This is a genomic window from Mycobacterium sp. 1245111.1 (assembly GCF_001673405.1).
Classification (GTDB): domain Bacteria; phylum Actinomycetota; class Actinomycetes; order Mycobacteriales; family Mycobacteriaceae; genus Mycobacterium.
The window spans coordinates 259,461-276,037 of record NZ_LZLV01000112.1 but is presented as its reverse complement, the minus strand read 5'-3'; the positions used below and the strand labels follow the sequence as shown (position 1 = coordinate 276,037).

The 16,577-nt window shown below is 64.3% G+C and carries 15 protein-coding genes; 9 read left to right on the top strand and 6 right to left on the bottom strand.

Annotation, left to right across the window (positions count from 1 at the left end; genetic code table 11):
* Nucleotides 1-8 precede the first annotated feature (8 nt).
* From A5658_RS17835 to A5658_RS17815, 5 genes are all read right to left on the bottom strand, one after another.
* On the bottom strand, nt 9-1,805 hold the full coding sequence (locus A5658_RS17835; protein ID WP_067337952.1) for a SulP family inorganic anion transporter: 1,797 nt from the start codon (nt 1,803-1,805) through the stop codon (nt 9-11).
* Nucleotides 1,802-2,905 carry a sulfate ABC transporter substrate-binding protein gene (locus tag A5658_RS17830; protein ID WP_067337949.1) on the bottom strand — a complete coding sequence of 368 codons (1,104 nt, stop codon included), beginning with the start codon at nt 2,903-2,905 and terminating at the stop codon, nt 1,802-1,804. The genes A5658_RS17835 and A5658_RS17830 overlap by 4 nt, the downstream gene beginning before the upstream one ends.
* 166 nt (nt 2,906-3,071) lie before the next feature.
* Entirely contained in the window at nt 3,072-4,658 is a 1,587-nt protein-coding gene (locus A5658_RS17825; RefSeq protein ID WP_067337946.1) for an MFS transporter, read from the bottom strand.
* A gap of 82 nt (nt 4,659-4,740) precedes the next feature.
* Nucleotides 4,741-5,502 carry an SDR family NAD(P)-dependent oxidoreductase gene (locus A5658_RS17820; RefSeq protein ID WP_067338531.1) on the bottom strand — a complete coding sequence of 254 codons (762 nt, stop codon included), beginning with the start codon at nt 5,500-5,502 and terminating at the stop codon, nt 4,741-4,743.
* 68 nt (nt 5,503-5,570) lie between these two features.
* Nucleotides 5,571-6,503 carry a TauD/TfdA family dioxygenase gene (locus A5658_RS17815; RefSeq protein ID WP_067338528.1) on the bottom strand — a complete coding sequence of 311 codons (933 nt, stop codon included), beginning with the start codon at nt 6,501-6,503 and terminating at the stop codon, nt 5,571-5,573.
* A gap of 69 nt (nt 6,504-6,572) precedes the next feature.
* Between A5658_RS17815 and A5658_RS17810 the strand changes: the two genes are divergently transcribed.
* The 6 genes from A5658_RS17810 (at nt 6,573) to A5658_RS17785 (ending at nt 10,839) form a co-directional block, all read left to right on the top strand.
* Nucleotides 6,573-7,142 (top strand): TetR/AcrR family transcriptional regulator, encoded by a 570-nt coding sequence (locus A5658_RS17810; protein ID WP_067337943.1) that lies wholly within the window; start codon nt 6,573-6,575, stop codon nt 7,140-7,142.
* Between the two features lie 41 nt (nt 7,143-7,183).
* Nucleotides 7,184-7,792 (top strand): TetR/AcrR family transcriptional regulator, encoded by a 609-nt coding sequence (locus A5658_RS17805; RefSeq protein WP_067337940.1) that lies wholly within the window; start codon nt 7,184-7,186, stop codon nt 7,790-7,792.
* Between the two features lie 69 nt (nt 7,793-7,861).
* The gene (locus A5658_RS17800; protein WP_067338525.1) at nt 7,862-8,398 is read left to right on the top strand and encodes an OsmC family protein; all 537 of its coding nucleotides are present in this window, start codon (nt 7,862-7,864) and stop codon (nt 8,396-8,398) included.
* A gap of 18 nt (nt 8,399-8,416) precedes the next feature.
* Nucleotides 8,417-9,496 (top strand): acyl-CoA dehydrogenase family protein, encoded by a 1,080-nt coding sequence (locus tag A5658_RS17795; protein ID WP_067337937.1) that lies wholly within the window; start codon nt 8,417-8,419, stop codon nt 9,494-9,496.
* A 19-nt stretch (nt 9,497-9,515) separates the two neighbouring features.
* Nucleotides 9,516-10,400 (top strand): formate/nitrite transporter family protein, encoded by an 885-nt coding sequence (locus tag A5658_RS17790; RefSeq protein WP_067337934.1) that lies wholly within the window; start codon nt 9,516-9,518, stop codon nt 10,398-10,400.
* 148 nt (nt 10,401-10,548) lie between these two features.
* Entirely contained in the window at nt 10,549-10,839 is a 291-nt protein-coding gene (locus A5658_RS17785; protein WP_067337931.1) for a hypothetical protein, read from the top strand.
* A 10-nt stretch (nt 10,840-10,849) separates the two neighbouring features.
* Here A5658_RS17785 and A5658_RS17780 read toward each other — a convergent pair whose 3' ends face one another.
* The gene (locus A5658_RS17780) at nt 10,850-11,677 is read right to left on the bottom strand and encodes an LLM class F420-dependent oxidoreductase (protein WP_067337928.1); all 828 of its coding nucleotides are present in this window, start codon (nt 11,675-11,677) and stop codon (nt 10,850-10,852) included.
* Nucleotides 11,678-11,778: 101 nt separating this feature from the next.
* Between A5658_RS17780 and A5658_RS17775 the strand changes: the two genes are divergently transcribed.
* From A5658_RS17775 to A5658_RS17765, 3 genes are all read left to right on the top strand, one after another.
* On the top strand, nt 11,779-12,573 hold the full coding sequence (locus tag A5658_RS17775; RefSeq protein WP_067337925.1) for a HugZ family protein: 795 nt from the start codon (nt 11,779-11,781) through the stop codon (nt 12,571-12,573).
* A gap of 624 nt (nt 12,574-13,197) precedes the next feature.
* On the top strand, nt 13,198-13,620 hold the full coding sequence (locus A5658_RS17770; RefSeq protein WP_082993252.1) for an MmpS family transport accessory protein: 423 nt from the start codon (nt 13,198-13,200) through the stop codon (nt 13,618-13,620).
* Nucleotides 13,617-16,553 (top strand): RND family transporter, encoded by a 2,937-nt coding sequence (locus A5658_RS17765; RefSeq protein WP_067337923.1) that lies wholly within the window; start codon nt 13,617-13,619, stop codon nt 16,551-16,553. Before A5658_RS17770 ends, A5658_RS17765 begins: the two co-directional genes overlap by 4 nt.
* Nucleotides 16,554-16,577 lie beyond the last annotated feature (24 nt).

The window sequence follows — 16,577 nt, the reverse complement described above, 5'->3', positions numbered from 1 at the left end:
GGCGCGGCTCAGACCAGATAGTAGTAGTGCTTGGCGTCCCCGTTGCCGGCCACCGCAACCGCAGGAACCGGCTGCTCGGCCTCGTCGAAGCCGCGCAGCGCATGGGCGTAGCGAACGGCCTTCAGCGTCGCGGAGAATTCCTCTTCCTCCTCGGGGAAGACCCGTTCGGGCGGGAACCACTTGTCGAAGCCGACGTTGGTCAGCAGCGTCCACAGATCGGCTTGCACACCCGCCAGCAGCACGGTGACCCCACGGTCGCTTTCCTCGCGAACGAACTTCTCGATCCGCTCGATCACCACCGCGTCGGGGTTGCGCACCCGCTTGACCCGCAGCACGAGATATTTGATGTCGTCGCGCTTCACCCGCTCCCCCAGCTCCTCTAGGTAGCGCTCCAATTCCGGTGCGGCACCGAAGAACAACTCGCCCTCGAAGTCGTAGATGAGGATCGACGGATCGGTCGGCTCGCCGGGCACCCGCTCCCGGACGACCCGTTCCGGCGCCACCACCAATTCCCGGGCCTTGAGCTTCGCCGCCCGCGGAACGAACAACAGGATCGACAGAGCGACACCGAGCAGAACCGCGGTGTCCAAGTCGACCAGCACACCGGTGAAAGCCGTCAGGAGAACCAGTCCCGCGTCGTAGCGCGACGCCCTGATGGCATAACCGAGCCTCTTGATGTCGATCAGTCGAGCGGCGGTGATCAGCAACAGCCCGGCGAGCGCGGCGCGGGGCATGTAGTGCAACAGCGGCGCGAACAGCAGCACGATGCCGGCGACGCCGATCGAGGCGATGATGCCGGAGAATCGGGTCGCGGCGCCGGCCTGGTAGTTGATCGGCGAGCGGGTCACCGAGCCGGACCCCGGGACCGCCTGGAAAAAGCCGCCGGTCAGATTCGCCAGGCCCTCCGCGATGATCTGCCGGTTGTAATCGATCTTCTGGCCGCTCTGGTAGGCGATGGCCTTTGCGATCGAAAGCGCTTCGAGCAGGCCGATAAACGCGATGGCCAGCGCGCCTTCGGACAACTGCCCCAGCTCGCCGAGCTGCACGGTCGGGATATGCGGCAACGGCAGGCTCTGCGGGATCTTCGCGGTCAAGGTGACCGCGGTCCGGCCCGCGTGATCCTCGGTCGACCAGCCGGCCACATAGGCGATCAGGGCCGCGACGATCAGCGTCGCCAACAAGTCGAGTTGGGGCAGGCCGTAGCGTTTCACCAGCCTCCGCAGCACGATGGCCAGCGCGATGGTCGCGGTGCTGATGATCAGCGCGCGATAGTTGAGCGCTTCGCCGTGGAACAACGTCAGATAGGTGCGTTTCAGCACCGACTGCCGCCCGTTGCCCTGATCCTTGACCCCCAGCGCATTGCCGAGCTGGCCGATCGCGATGAGTATCGCTGCGGCCAACAGGAACCCGAGGATCACCGATTCGGAGATGTAGCGGGTCAGATCGCCGAGTTTCAACACCGCGATCAGGATCTGGAACACCCCGACCAGAACGCCGAGCAAGAACAACGCCTCGAACAGGACGGTCCGGTTCTCCGGGTCGATGAACGCCAACGAACTGAACACCAGCAGCGATATTGCGCTGGTCGGGCCGTTGACCAGATGCGACGATGACCCGAACACCGACGCGACGAAGGTCACCACGATCGACGAGTAGACGCCGAACTTCGGGTCGACACCGGCGACCAGCGCGTAGGTGATGCCCTGTGGCAGCGACACCGCCGCCACCGTGAGTCCCGCGACCAGATCGCGACGCGCCTTGCCGCCGTCGTAGTTCAGCTTCTTCAGGGTGCCCACGATGCTCATGAGGTCTTCGTCTTTCGCCGGGAGTGTGCGGACGCGGAGCGGGCCGGAGCGGAAGAGACCACGTCGTAGATTCCGTTGTTGCCGAAGAACTTCTCGCGCGCGTCATTCCAGTTCTTCGCCACCGCGGAGATCGGGAACAGCTCGATAGGTGGCAGCCGGTCTTTGTGCTTGGCGAGGATCTCCGGCTTGATCGGGCGGTAGCCGTACTGGGCCGCGGTCTCCTGGGCGGCATCGGTGTAGAGGTAATCCAGATACGCCTTCGCGAACGACGCGACTTTCTTGTTGCCGAGATTCGCGTCGACCCAGGCAACCGCTGGCTCGGCGCGGATACTGATTGGCGGATAGACGATTTCGAATTCGTTCTGGTTTTCCGCAACCTCCCGCAACGCTTCGTTCTCCCACGTCAGGTGGACGTCGCCAACCTTCTCGACCGAGTACGTGGTGGCGGCGCTGCGGGCGCCGGGATCGGCGGCCACGACGTGGCTCAGCAGCGATCGTACGAAATCTGTTGCCTGGGCCTCACTTCCGCCGCGGGTGGTGACCGATCCCCAGGCGGCCAACACACTCAGCTTGCCGTTGCCAGACGTCCGCGGATCGGGATTCACGATCTCGACGTCGTCTTTGATGAGGTCGGGCCAGTCGTGGATGCCTTTCGGATTGGCCTTGTGGACGACGAACACGATTGTCGATGTGTACGGAACCGCATGATTGGGCAGACGCTGCTGCCAATCGGCCGCTACCAGACCACGTTTGCGTAATGCCTCGACGTCGCTCGGCAGCGCGAGCGACACGACGTCGGCTTTCTGCTTTCCGGCGATCACATCCGAGGTCTGTCGGCCCGAACCCCCGTGCGACTGCTTGACTTCCACGGTCACGCCGGTCGTCTTGCGGTATTCGTCGACGAAGTTCTTGTCGATCGCCGCGTACAGTTCGCGAGTCGGGTCGTAGGAGACGTTGAGGATCTGGTTCGGCGACGTGTCGTGCCGCAGGTTGTGAGCCGCGATCAAGCCCGCCGCGACGACGATCGCAGCAACACCGACGACGTTGAGCCGCGGCACTGAGGACAAGGCTCCGCGCCATCGCGGGGTGCGTTCGGTCATTGCGCCTCCATACCGGTAACCGGAGATCGTGATAGTTGCCGGCCATCGGCGACTGGATTTCGCGAGCGTAGCCATCACTCCCGTTAGACGCAGCCGTGTAAATCAGCCTGATTGCAACCGCCAGTCCGACAAGGGGTTTGCTACGGACCGCGTCGCGACCGCCCCGCTACTTAGACCGCCGCCGCGCCAGCAGCAGGCGTACCGGTCGCAGCTGCTGGTCGTCGCGGCCCGGCGCCCACAGCCCGATCAGCACGGCGCTGACCGCGATCACGATGGCCAGCACCAGCAGCGACGAGTGCATGGCGTCGATGAACGCCGCCCGGCTGGCGTCGGCCAGCCGAACACCCAGGGGTCCCATTCGTTTGGCGATTTCCAGGGCCTGACTAAGCGATGACGAGGCGCCTTCCTGCACCGGCGGGGAAAATCCGGACAGCTTGGGAACCAACGCTTTCGGATACTGAGCGGCCAACATCGAGCCGGCCAACGCGATGCCGAGCGCGGCACCGATTTCTCGACTGGCATCGTTGACGGCCGACGCCACACCCTGTTTGTCGTCGGGCGCGGTGGTCATGATCACCGACGTCGTCGGCGCGGTGCACAATCCGATGCCTACGCTCATGACCAGCATCGGCCAAGCGGCCCGCCAGTATGGAGATCCCACTTCGATGCCGAGCATGCACGTCGACCCGAGCGCGATCAGCAACAGCCCGCTGAACACGACCGCTCGCAAACCCAACCGGGGCAGGTACCAGAACGAGAGCACGGACAGCACCAGCATCGGGCCTAGGATCGGGCTCAGCGCGAACGCGGTTTTGTTGGGGCTGTAGCCGAGGATCAGCTGCATGTACTGCATCAGCAGGAACAGGTAACCGAACATCGACAAGAAAAACACCGTGATCGTGGCCGCGCCGGTCGCGAACGCGGGAACCGCAAACAAGCGCACATCCAAGAGCGGGTAGCGCTGCCGGATTTCGACGAACCCGAATGCCAGACCTAGCACCAGGCCGGTACCGATGCTGGACAGGACCAGCGGATGAGTCCACCCGCGGGCCGGCGCTTCGAGGATGCCGAAGACGAGCGCCGCCACCGAACTGCCGATCACTAGAGCGCCCCGCCAGTCCAGTGGCTTCGCTTCAGGGTCCCGCGAGTCGGCGATCGTCAGCGTCAGCAGGAAGAAGCCGAAGCCTGCGCCGGAGAAGGCCCAGAAAATGGCATGCCACGACCAGAAGTGCAGCAGGCCACCCGTCCCGAGCATGCCGACGACCGCGCCCGACCCGGCGACGCCAGCCCAGATGCCAACTGCCTTGTTGCGCTGATCTTTTGGATGTGCGGCGGTGATCAACGACAGTGTCGCAGGCATGATCAGCGCCGCCCCGGCGCCGGCGACCGCGCGGGACACGACCACGATCGTCGGGTTGGACAGCACCGCAGGCACCAGCGATGCGCCGCCGAATATCGCAAGGCCGACCAACATCGCGCCGCGCCGACCGTAGCGGTCACCGAGTGCGCCGGCGGGCAGGAGCAGGCACGCCAGCACCAAGGTGTAGCTGTCGACGATCCAGGTGAGTTGGGTCTGAGTGGCGGAGGTGGCGATCGCGATATCGGGCAGCGCGGTGTTCAGGGCCACCATCGAGGAGATCACCAGCAGCACGCCGAGGCAGGCGACGGTGAGCAGCCAGTTCCGGGCTCGCGTCGACAGGCCGGCCAGCGCGAAGGCGCCGTCGGGATGTGGGTCGACCAAAGCCTCGACCAAACGAAAGCCCTCCGCCCGATGCGTTTCGAGACAGCCTGTGGAAAACGAGACTATCAGTCTCGTTTCCTTCGGGCCAGGGCTGTTAAACCTGGTTGAATCCGCCGTCGGCGTGAACGGTCGACCCGGTGGTGAAGCTGGACAGATCGCTGGCCAAAAAGACTGCGGCGTTGGCGATCTCGACTGGCTCGGCGAATCGGCCCAACGGGATGGTCGAGATGCGGGCAGCGCGAAACTCTTCGATCGAGGCGTTGGGGTTGGTCTGGGCGGCCAGATTGTCGCTGCCCGGTGTCGCGGTCGACCCGGCGACCAGGACATTGACCCGGATGCCGCGGTCGGCCAGCTCGTTGGCCCAGGTTCGCGCCAGTGATCGCACGGCGGCTTTGGATGCGGCGTAGATGCTCAGGCCCGGCCGGCCTCGGTCGGCGGTGGTGGATCCGATCAGGATGACCGAGGCGCCGTCGTTGAGTAGCGGAAGCGATTTCTGGACGGTGTAGACCACGCCCTTGACGTTGGTCGTCAGCAGGGTGTCGAGGTCGTCGTCGCTGATTTCACCCAGCCGCGCGACCCGGGTCGATCCGGCGTTGGCGACGACGACGTCGAGACCCTTGCCGCCCGCGGCGACCTCTGCGTAAAGGCGCTCGAGATCCTCCGGCGCTCCGACGTCGCCCGCCACAGGCACCGCTCGGGGCCCCAATTGCTCTGCGGCGGAACGGAGTTCCGGCTGTCGTCGGCCGGTGATGAAGACCCGCTCGGCGCCTTCGGCGATGAACCGCTCGGCGGTGGCCAACCCGATGCCGGAGTTCGCGCCGGTGACGACGGCGGTCTTGTCCTCGAGCAGTCCCATCAGCACCCCTGGCTCTAGCCGAGTTTATTTAGCTTCCCGGCCCGACAGTAGCAGAGGGTGGCAGGCGGCTAGGCGACCAGCGGCTTGGGGGTGTCCACGATCGAGTAGTCGCTGGCGTCACCGGAGACCGCCCGGCTGCGTTCGCCGTTGACGCTCACCGGGATATCACCCGCGAGCGTGATGCGATGCATGGCGCGGCGTTGGGTGCCGTAATCGGAGACGGCGTAATGCTGTGTTGAGCGGTTGTCCCACATCGCGACGTCTCCGAGCTCCCAGTTCCACCGAATCGTGTTCTCCAACCGTGTGATTCGATCCTGGAAGATCCGGAACAACGCCTGCGATTCGGCACCGTTCACTCCGAGGATGGCCTTGACGAAGTTGCCCAGCAGCAGTGAGCGCTCGCCGGTCTCGGGATGCACGCGCACCACCGGGTGGTGTGTCTCGTAGTGGGTCGAGTGAAACTCGCTGGTGTACTTCAGGATTGCTTCAGGGCTCGCCTCTAGGGCGGCGAGCTTCGCGGGATCGATCTGGGCGTAGTCGAACGCGTTGTTGTGCATGGCCCACAGGCCGTCCGCGAGTTGTTGCAGTGGCTGAGGCAGCTGCTGATACGCCGAGACAGTTGACGCCCACGTCGTGGTGCCGCCGTAGGCCGGCAACTCCACCGCGCGCAGGATCGAGGCCTTCGGCGGGCGGTCGACGAAAGTGACATCGGTGTGCCATTGGTTGGCCCCATTACCGTTGATGGACTCCAGTCGCATCACCCGGCTTCCCTCGAATTTCAGCGTCGGGTGGGGTGTCGTCGGACGCCCGAGGCTCTCGGCGAATGCGTAGTGCGAGTCGTCGTCGAGGTGCGTCTGCCCGCGGAAGAACACCACCTTGTGCGTGATCAGCGCGGTGTTGATCGCCGCCGCAGTCTCTGCGTCGAGCTCACCGAGTCGCACGCCGTCGATACGCGCCCCGATGTTCTCGCCCAGTTTCACCACGCGAAGCTCACTGCTCACGACCACTCCCTTGACATGTTCATATGTAGTCGGCTGTATACACTGCCCGTTGTCCGCTAATGTACACAGATGGCTACAGCGGACGCAACGGTTACGACCACAGCGAAGCCAATCGGCAAAGACGAGGTCAGCGCGGCAGTGCTGCAAGCGGCCAGTGAGTTGTTCGCCGAGAAGGGCCCGGCCGCCACATCCATTCGGGAGGTCGCGACCCGGGCCGGCGTCAATCACGGTCTGTTGCACCGCCACTTTGGTAGCAAACGCCAACTGCTGGCGGCGACTCTGCAACATCTCGCGGACTCCGCGGCGGCCCTGCGCAAGTCGGGTGCGCCGCGCGCGGAGATCGAGGCCGTCTACGAGTTCCAGGCGCGCGTCATGGTGCGCTCGACTCTCGACGGTTTCCCGGTGGAGGAACTCCAACAACGCTTCCCCGGGATGGAGGCTTTTTTGGAACAGGTCCAAGCCGGGCACAGCGATGACCGAACGGCGCGATTGTTGGCCGCCCATGGGATGGCTCTGCAGATCGGCTGGGGCCTGATGGGTCCGACGCTGCGGGTCGCGTTCGGGCTGCAGGACCTCGATGACACCGAGATACGGGCAGCGGTCGCCGAGCAGATCACGAAAATTATTGCCGCCGAGTAGGCGAACAGACCACTCTGTCTAGCCGTGCTAGCTTGGCTCCCATGCAGACCCCGGACAACACAACGGCCACTGCTGTTGTCGACCGGACAAGATCGGGACGGCCGGCCGATCGCCTGCTCGCTGCTGCGACGGAGCTTTTCGCCAAGTACGGGATCCGCGCCGTCGGCATCGATCGCATCCTGCGCGAGGCCGACTGCGCCAAGGCAAGCCTTTACAGCACTTTTGGCTCCAAGGACGCCTTGGTCATCGCCTACCTGACGGAATTGGACGTCGCCGACCGGACCCGGTTCGCGCAAGCGATCGAAGGGGTCGCCGATCCCGTCGCGCGGGCATTGACCTTCTTCGACCTGGCTCTCAGCAAGGGTCGGCGGCACGACTTCCCCGGCTGTCTCTACGCCAGCGTCGCGTCCGAGTTCCCGGGCGTGAGTTTCGAGCCCATCGACCACCACCGTCAGTGGGTTCGGTCGACGTTGAGCAGTCACATCAAGGCGGCGGGCGTGCGGCGCCCGGCGGCACTCGCGCGGCACATCCAATTGCTGTACGACGGCGCGCTGGTTGCGTCGAAGGTCGAACGGTCCGTCGACCCGATTCGCGTCGGGCGCGCTCTTGCCGACGACGCCATCGCCGGAGCCCTCCCCTCGCACGCCTGACGCTCCGGCGTTGCAATCAGCGCGATTCGATCAATAGACAGAGTGGTCTGTCTAGGCCACGATTTCAATGTGACTACCTTCTCTGGGCAAGCCCTGACGATCGACGCAGCCGGGTTGGACCGGCTTTCGTGTAACGCCAAAGCCGCCCCGGCTACCGGCAGGAAAACACTCAAGGCAAAGACGGTGTGCGGATCCAACTTTCGTAACCTCACCTACGTTCGTGACCTGGCCCCCATGCTGGTCGGCGAACCACCCGCACTGCTGGGCGACGACGCGGCGCCCAATCCCTCGGAAACCGTTCTGGCAGCACTGGGTTCGTGCATCGCGGTCGGCCTGCTGGCCAATGCCACCCACCGGGGTGTCGCGCTGACCAGGATCGAGGTGAGCATGGAGGGCGACATCGACATCTCGGCGGTCTGGGGCGTCGGCGACACTCCCGACGACAAGGTTCCCGGGTTCACCGCTATCCGCTGTCGAGTGCTGCTCGCCGGCGACGCCGACTCCGGCACCCTGCAGGAAATCCACGACAACGCCATTCACTGGTCCCCCGTGGTGAATACGTTGCGACGCCCGGCGTCCGTCGACTCCACCCTGACCGTCGAATAGCCCGGCTCGAGGACCGAGATGACCACCGAACTCGGCGCGTTCAGCACATCGCGAGCCGCGCTGCTCCCGCCTGACGTCGTGCACCACATCGCCGCCAGCGCAACGGCGCTTGACCAGGGTGAAGGCGACACCCGAGAGAATGTCCGGCTGCTTGCACAAAGCGGGCTCCTTGGATTCGGCGCTCCCGGCAACCACGACCACCGGCTGCCGGCCATGGCATCGGTGATCGCCGAGATAGCGGGTCTTTGCTTGTCGACTGCGTTTTCGGTGTGGGCGCACCGGATGACGCTCGAGTACCTGACCGCGGCGTCAACCCCGTGGTCGCTCGATGTGGCGTCCACCCTGACCGGCCGTGCAGCGCTGGGAGTTACGGGTATGGCCTCGGCATTCAAGGACGCCGCAGGATGCGGGTCCATCGATCTGGCGGCGACGCGCAGCGACGGCGGCTATCGACTCACCGGCGTACTACGTTGGGCCAGCAACCTTTATCCCGACTCGACGATCGTGACGGTCGCCCAAACCGAGACCGGTGAAAAGATCGTCGTCGGGCTGCCGCTCGCGGCCGACGCCGTCACGATCGGTAGCCACTTCGAGCTGCTCGCGCTGGGCAGCACCGCCTCGTCGTCAGTCACGCTCGACCACGTCTTCGTCGGAGACGAGCAGATCCTCAGCCGCCATACCGAGTCCTTCTTGAACCTCGTCCGTCCGACGTTTCTGGTGCTGCAGTCGGCGATGTGCGTCGGGCTGGCGCGGAGGTGCCTTGACGAGGTCGAGCCCAGCCTGGGCGGCGTCAACTCCGCATTCGCCTCGGAATTCGATTCATTGACAAGTGAATTGGCTGGCATCGACGTCCGGGTGGGATCCGCCGCCGCAGCGGTCGGGAGTATCGCAGCACCCGCGAAACGCGAACTGCTGACGTTGAGGCTGGCCGCCGCCGACCTTGTCAGCGCGGCCGCCGCCCTGGAAATTCGCACTGCCGGTGGCAAGGGCTATGCACGCCGCACCGGCGCCAGCCGCCGATTTCGCGAGGCAGCATTCATACCAGTGCAATCCCCGTCCGAAGCCCAGCTCCGCTGGGAATTACGCACCGGCCGATGATCCTGATTGGGAGACAACAATGTCCGCACCAGTACTTCTCGTGAACGGCACCGAGCCGGTGGCCGAGCCGTCGACCGCAGCAGCAATCCGTGATCCGTTCGAGCTGTTCACAGTCGGCGAGATGACCACGCGCGTCGCCGAGATCGCCGTCGAAAAGGCGGCACATCCGGTGAGTTTCCTGGTTCGCTCACTGGTCGGCGGCGCCATGGTGTCGTTCGGAGTCTTGCTGTCACTGGTGGTCAGCACGGGAGTTTCGTCTCCGGGTATCGCGAGCCTGTTGATGGGGTTGGCGTTCGGGATGTCATTCGCGTTGATTCTGGTTTCAGGTATGTCACTGATCACCGCCGACATGGCGGCGGGTGCGATAGCTCTGCTGCAACGCCGCATGACGCTGGTCGGTTACCTGCGTCTACTTGCCATCGGTTTGCTCGGAAACTTCATTGGTGCATTGACTTTCGTGGCTGTCTGCGCCGCGGCCGGCGGTCCCTATCTGGGCGCCTTCGCGCAACGCGCCGCTGTCGTGGCGACCGCCAAGACGTCGCAGCCGACGCTCACCGCCATCTTGCTTGCCGTGGTCTGCACGTGGTTCCTGCAGACATCGATGTGCCTGTTCTTCAAAGCCCGAACCGACGTCGCCCGAATGGGATTCGCGTTCTACGGGCCGTTCGCGTTCGTGATCGGCGCCACCCAGCACGTCATCGCGAACATCGGGTTCCTCGGACTTCCGTTGTTACTCTCGGCGTTTCACCGCGACGCCCCGCATACGGCGCTGACCTGGGGGCTGGGCGCCCACGGGCTGCTCACCAACATCACGATCACCACAGTCGGCAATCTCATCGGCGGCACCCTGTTTGTCGCGGTGCCATTCCAACTCGTCACCAGGTTGCAGGAGACCGGGCGGTAAGCCGGGGCGCCATCGCGACTTCCGATTTCGCTCTGTGACCTGAATGTGGCCGGCACGTGCCAGTTGCTCGGCTAGGTTTACCACTCGGTTGATCGGCGCAACACCTGACGGCACAGGGGCCGAGAATCGATGATGGGCAAGGAGTTTTATGGACTTCGAGGGTGACCACACCCGTAATCTCATGTCGCTCGCTCACCAAGCGTTGCGGTGCGACGATGTCGACAAGGGCGCGCTGTGCGCGGCCGCGATCAGGGTTATCGACAAGCCGCCCCGCGACGGCATCCTGCGCAGTCTGGCTGACCACGTCTGCCAAGCCGTCTTCGACTGGGCCTGCTTCGACGGCTCCACCGCGAGGCTGGAAGGCGTCGTGAACGGCTACCAGACCGCGGCCCGCGCCCTGCGGGCACTTCAGGTGGAGGAGCGACTCAGCGCGTACTGACCGTTGAAAACTAGCTGAGCTTGGCGTATTCCGCGTGCAGGGCGTCGAGGTGGCGCAGCGACTCGTCGTGAGGAAGGGTCGGAAGCTCGACGGTGACGTGCTCGATCCCGAGATCGCGGTAGCCCGCAAGCACATCCGCTGTCACCTTCCCGATGTGGGAGGCGATCACGGGTACGTCGGGTCCGGCGACTTCGCGCAGTTTGGCCAGGTCGCCGGCGAGTGCGTCGGCAGAGGGGCTTAGCGATAGCCAGCCGGCGCCGAGGTCGGCGATGCGGGTGAAGTTCGCCGGACCGCCCCCGACGAATACGGGCGTGTGGGGTTGCGTCAGCGGCTTGGGCCAACTGTAGATCGGGTCGAAGTCGACATACTTGCCGTGGAATTGGGCTTCGTCCTTGGTCCAGATTTCGACCATCGCGCGCAGCCGTTCGTCCATCACGCGACCGCGGACCCGTGGATCGACACCGTGGTTGGCGATCTCTTCACGCAACCACCCCACCCCTACGCCGAACAGAAAGCGCCCGTGCGACACCAGATCCAGGGAGGCCACCTCTTTCGCCAACTGGATCGGGTCGCGTTGGGTCACCAATGCGATGCCGGTGCCCACCAGCAGTGACTCGGTCGCAACCGCCGCGGCCGTGAGCGACACGAAGGGATCGAGCGTTCGGTAGTACTGCGGCGGGATCGGACCACCCATCGGGTACGGGGTCGTCGTGTCGACCGGTATGTGGGAATGCTCCGCGACGAACAGCGATCCGAATCCACGCGACTCGAGCGCGACAGCCAGGTCAACCGGTCCGATACCCGTGTCATTGAAAAACGTGAACACCCCGAACCGCATCTGCGCGTCCTCTCACTGCCGATGGAAACAACCGGAGCGTGCAACCGCGGCGCCGGCCGGGGTTATTCCGGAGACACCCCTAGCGCAGTAGCCTCAGCTTCGTGGCGAACCGCGATCACGGCGATGTCGGCGACGCACCATCGGTGCCACCACCGCTGCAGCCGGTGACGATTTCCACCCAGCCGTCGGCAGCCGAGCAGGCCCGGACCATCGCGGCCGCCGGCAACGCCGCAACGCTGGCCACGCTGACAGTCGACGGCGACCCGTGGGCGTCGCTGGTGGCATACGGGCTGGTGGACGGCGCGCCCGTGCTGTGCGTATCGAATCTTGCCGAGCACGGTCGCAACCTGGCCCACGATCCACGGGCCAGCCTGTCGATCGTGGCGGCAAGCGGTGACTCCGATCCGCTGGCGACGGGTCGGATCACCTTGGCCGGCGTCGTCGCAGCACCCCACGGTGCCGATCGGGATGCGGCGCGCGCCGCATATATGGAAGCGGTGCCCGCGGCGCGGTTCTACATCGAGTACAGCGACTTCACCCTGTGGGTGTTGCGCGTCGACCGGGTGCGCTGGGTCGGCGGATACGGCCGGATGGACTCGGCCAGCGGAGCGGATTATCTGGCCGCTGAACCGGATCCGGTGTCGCCGGCCGCCGCCCGGGCGATCGCACATCTCAACGTGGATCACGCCGATGCACTGGCGTCGATGACCCGGGCATTCGGGGGGTATCCCGACGCCGACCAGGCGGTGTGCACTGGAATCGACCGCTACGGCCTCGACTTGCGTGTGCACACCCGACGCGGAGTCGCCTACACGCGCGTCGGCTTTCCACAACCCCTTACGTCTGCTGAGCAACTACGTTCGGCCACAGCCGAATTGGCGCATGCCGCCGGCTAGTTACCGCGACGCTTTGGCGGCTTCGCGCCGAGCCTTCTCTTTCGCATGGGCAGAGCAGCTATGGCTGATATCACGATGGTATTGGTCGCAGCATTCGTGCGAGCAATAGTTCGATGCGGCCGAGTCCCATTCTGGATTGGACAGGTCGCGCCAGCGATCGTGCGGATCAAATGTATGGCCGCAATGTACGCAAGTCTTGAGAGCCATGCAGGTCAGGGTACGCGCCGTGGCTGTAAATCGGTCCTGGTTTCACGCGAAAATCGGCGTTTTGCAAGAGACGTCGCGTGCGATTCCAATGATTTGCCTCGCGCCGGTCAAACTAATTACCTTCCAAAACTAACTTGGTGGTGTCCGGTCATTCCGCTGGAATTGACCGACAAGAACGCCAACCTCGAAAGAGCCGCGGCTTACCGCAGCGAAATAGCTTGTGGTGCATGGAATTTCCATGTGGTAGACAGCTGGCTGTGCGTATCGCCCCCCGGACGTCGCCAAGCGCCGCGGCTCCGACGCGACCGTGCACCGCAGGAATGAACTCGGAAGCCGTGGCGTTCGGCTAGCGGTGGCACGCACGGCGATTTGTCTTAATATCAGCCCATCGAGCATTCCTGAGCGGGGGACACGGCGTTGACGATTCTCAGGCGGGCATGGATACCGCTGGTGGTGGTCGTGGCTTTGATCATCGGCGGAGTGGCGGTTATGCGACTTAACGGCGTCTTCCCGGGACCCGGCCTGCCCAAGCCCGACCCACGGGATGCGACCCCGCCGTACGCCACGAAGACGGCCATCTACGAAATCCTGGGACCGCCCGGGACGACCGGCGTCGTCAACTGGATGGACGCGGAGTCGATACCGCAGAAAGCCAGCTTCACCACGCTGCCATGGTCGAAGACGATCACCGCCGCGATGCCCGGCATCTTCGCCTACGTCATCGCCCAGGGTGACAGCCCGACCATCGGTTGCCGGATCACCGTCGACGGCAAACTGGTTGACCAACAACAGGTCAACACCCGGGACGCGCAAGTTTCCTGCTTGGACAAGTCCGCGTGACGGACGGCACGAGCGACACCGACAAAATCCCCGTCGTCGCGCAGCATGAACTCGAGCGCAGACCACGGATAGCCCGCACCATTCGCGTCCTGGCGCTGCCGATCGTCGTGGGCTGGGTGCTGTTTGCGGTCGGCGTGAACGTTTTCGTTCCGCAGTTGGAGAAAGTGGCCGAGGAAATCTCGGTGCCGCTGTCGCCAACCGATGCGCCGTCGGTGACGGGCATGAAGCACATCGGCGCGAAATTCAAGGAGTACGACTCCGACAACCTCGTCCTGGTGACTCTGGTCGGCGACAAACCGCTCGGCCCCGACGCACACCAGTTCTACGACGAACTGGTCAAGAAAATCCAGAACGACCACGAACACGTCGAGCATGCGCTGAACTTCTGGGGGCAGCGGTTCACGTCCTCGGGGGTCGAAAGCTACGACCACAAGGCCGCCTACGTTCAGGTCAACCTGAAGGGTGATCAGGGTGGGGCGGTCGGCGACGCATCCGTTGCTGCCGTTCGCAAAATCGTCGCGGACTCCAAGCCACCGGCCGGGGTGAAGGCCTACGTCGCCGGCCAGGGCGCCCTGACCGCCGACGTGATCGTTGTCGGTGACAAGAGCCTGGCCAAGATCACGATCATCACGGTCGTCATCATCGCGATCATGCTGATGTTCGTTTACCGGTCCATCGGCACCGTGTTGCTGACCATGGTGATCCTCTTCGTGGGACTCGCGGCCGGCCGCGGCGTGGTTTCGCTGCTGGGCGAACTCGGCATCATGGGGTTGTCGACCTTCGCCGTGAACCTGCTGACCTCACTGGCAATTGCGGCGGGTACCGATTACGCGATATTCATGGTCGGCCGCTACCAGGAGGGCCGTGAACGGGGCTTGGACCGTGAAGCCGCCTACTACGACACCTTCGCCGGTGTCAGCAAGGTGGTGCTGGGCTCCGGTCTGACCATTGTTGGGGCGCTGGCCTGCTTGAAGTTCACCCGGCTGCCTTACTTCAGTTCGCTGGCGTTCCCGTGCGCGGTAGGTCTGCTGGTTGTGGTGGCCGCCGGGGTTACGTTGACGCCCGCTCTCATCGTATTCGCCAGCGGCTTCGGTCTTTTCGAGCCCAAGCGCAAGTTCAACTACACGCGGTGGCGTCGTCTGGCGACGGCCATCGTGCGGTGGCCGGCGCCCATCCTCGCGACTTCGGTCATCATGGCGATCGTCGGCGCCCTTGGCCTGGCGGGATTCACCCCGCGCTACAACGACCTCTACTACCTGCCGCACAGCGCGGCATCGGTACAGGCGTACGACGCGGCCGATCAACACTTCACCCAGGCCCGCCTGAACCCGGACCTGCTGATGATCGAATCGGACCACGACCTGCGCAATCCCCGGGACATGCTGGTTCTGGACAAGGTTGCCGGGGCCATGTTCCACGTGCCCGGTATCGAACGGGTGCAGAGCATCACCAGGCCACTCGGGCCGCCGATCGAAGACGGATCCATTCCGTTTCAGCTCAGCGTGCAGAGCGCGCCGATCCGCAGCAACCTGAACTACTTGAAGGACCGGGTCGGCGACATCAAGAAGATCACCGGTTTCCTCGACACCCAGATCGCCCTGCTGGAGAAGCAGTACGTGATTACCCAGAAGCTCGCAAACGCGACGGACGACAGCGCGAAAACCACCGCCGAGACGGCCGCCATCACGGATCAAATTCGCGACAACATCGCTAATTTCGATGATTTCTGGAGACCGATTCGCAGTTACCTGTACTGGGAGAAGCACTGCTACGACATCCCGATCTGCTTCTCGCTGCGAAGCCTGTTCGACTCCCTGGACGGATTCGATCAGCTCGCCGAGAAGTTCCACGCCCTCACCGGCGACCTCACCCACGCGGCTGCGGCCACGCGCGAGCTGCTGGCGATCATTCCCGAGAACATCGCCGTCTCCAAAGCGATCCGCGATACCACGCTGACCATCTACAGCTCGTTCGACAGCCTGATCGATCAGTTCGACCGGCTGACCGACACCAATGCCGTAATGGGCAAGTCGTTCAACGATGCTCGGGTGGAAAGCCTGTTCTACCTGCCGCCCGAGATCTTCCAGAACTCCGATTTCCAGTTCGGGTTGAGCCTGATGGTGTCGCCGGACGGAAAGGCCGCTCGCTTCATCATCACCCACGCTGTGGATCCGGCGACCGCGGAAGGCATCAAGTCCGTCGAGCAAGAGCGCAACGCGGCCAAGGAGGCGCTGAAGCTCACCTCGCTGGAGAACGCCGACATCTACCTCGGCGGCACCGCCGCGACATTCAACGACATCGCCACTGGCGCCTGGTACGACCTGCTGATCGCCGCGGTGGCGTCGATCGTGCTGATCTTCATCATCATGGTGATCGTCACCCGCGCTCTCGTCGCAGCGGGAGTCATCGTCGGCACGATCGTGCTGTCGCTAGGCGCGGCGTTCGGATTCTCGACGCTGATCTGGCAGCACCTGGGCCACTTCCAGTTGCACTGGGTGGCAACGGAATTCGCGTTGATCGTGCTCTTGGCGGTGGGGTCCGACTACAACCTGATGTTGGTGTCGCGAATCGAGGAAGAGATCGGTGCCGGCCTGAATACGGGACTAATCCGGGGCGTCGGCGTGACGGGTCCGGTGGTGTCCGCGGCCGGCGTGGTGTTCGCCGTGACGATGGCCGCGATGCTCTCCAGCGATCTGCGGGCGATCGGTCAGTTCGGGTCCACGATCGGTATCGGTCTGATGTTCGACACGTTCGTCGTTCGTACGCTGATCACGCCTTCGATCATGACGTTGATGGGACGCTGGTTCTGGTGGCCGAAGCGGGTGCGGGTCCGCCCGGCCAGCCAGATGCTTCGCTCGGTCGGGCCGCGCCCGCTGGTGCGTGCGCTGCTGTACCAGCCGCGGCATTCGGTCCCGGCGGATCGGCAGACGTAGCACTGTCAGCGGTTGCGCGACAAT

What these genes read in the sequence shown, in the direction of transcription:
- A5658_RS17835 (WP_067337952.1), bottom strand. Translation starts at nt 1,805, where the DNA reads ATGAGCATCGTGGGCACCCTGAAGAAGCTGAACTACGACGGCGGCAAG.
- A5658_RS17830 (WP_067337949.1), bottom strand. Translation starts at nt 2,905, where the DNA reads ATGACCGAACGCACCCCGCGATGGCGCGGAGCCTTGTCCTCAGTGCCG.
- A5658_RS17820 (WP_067338531.1), bottom strand. Translation starts at nt 5,502, where the DNA reads ATGGGACTGCTCGAGGACAAGACCGCCGTCGTCACCGGCGCGAACTCC.
- A5658_RS17810 (WP_067337943.1), top strand. Translation starts at nt 6,573, where the DNA reads ATGGCTACAGCGGACGCAACGGTTACGACCACAGCGAAGCCAATCGGC.
- A5658_RS17805 (WP_067337940.1), top strand. Translation starts at nt 7,184, where the DNA reads ATGCAGACCCCGGACAACACAACGGCCACTGCTGTTGTCGACCGGACA.
- A5658_RS17795 (WP_067337937.1), top strand. Translation starts at nt 8,417, where the DNA reads ATGACCACCGAACTCGGCGCGTTCAGCACATCGCGAGCCGCGCTGCTC.
- A5658_RS17790 (WP_067337934.1), top strand. Translation starts at nt 9,516, where the DNA reads ATGTCCGCACCAGTACTTCTCGTGAACGGCACCGAGCCGGTGGCCGAG.
- A5658_RS17785 (WP_067337931.1), top strand. Translation starts at nt 10,549, where the DNA reads ATGGACTTCGAGGGTGACCACACCCGTAATCTCATGTCGCTCGCTCAC.
- A5658_RS17780 (WP_067337928.1), bottom strand. Translation starts at nt 11,677, where the DNA reads ATGCGGTTCGGGGTGTTCACGTTTTTCAATGACACGGGTATCGGACCG.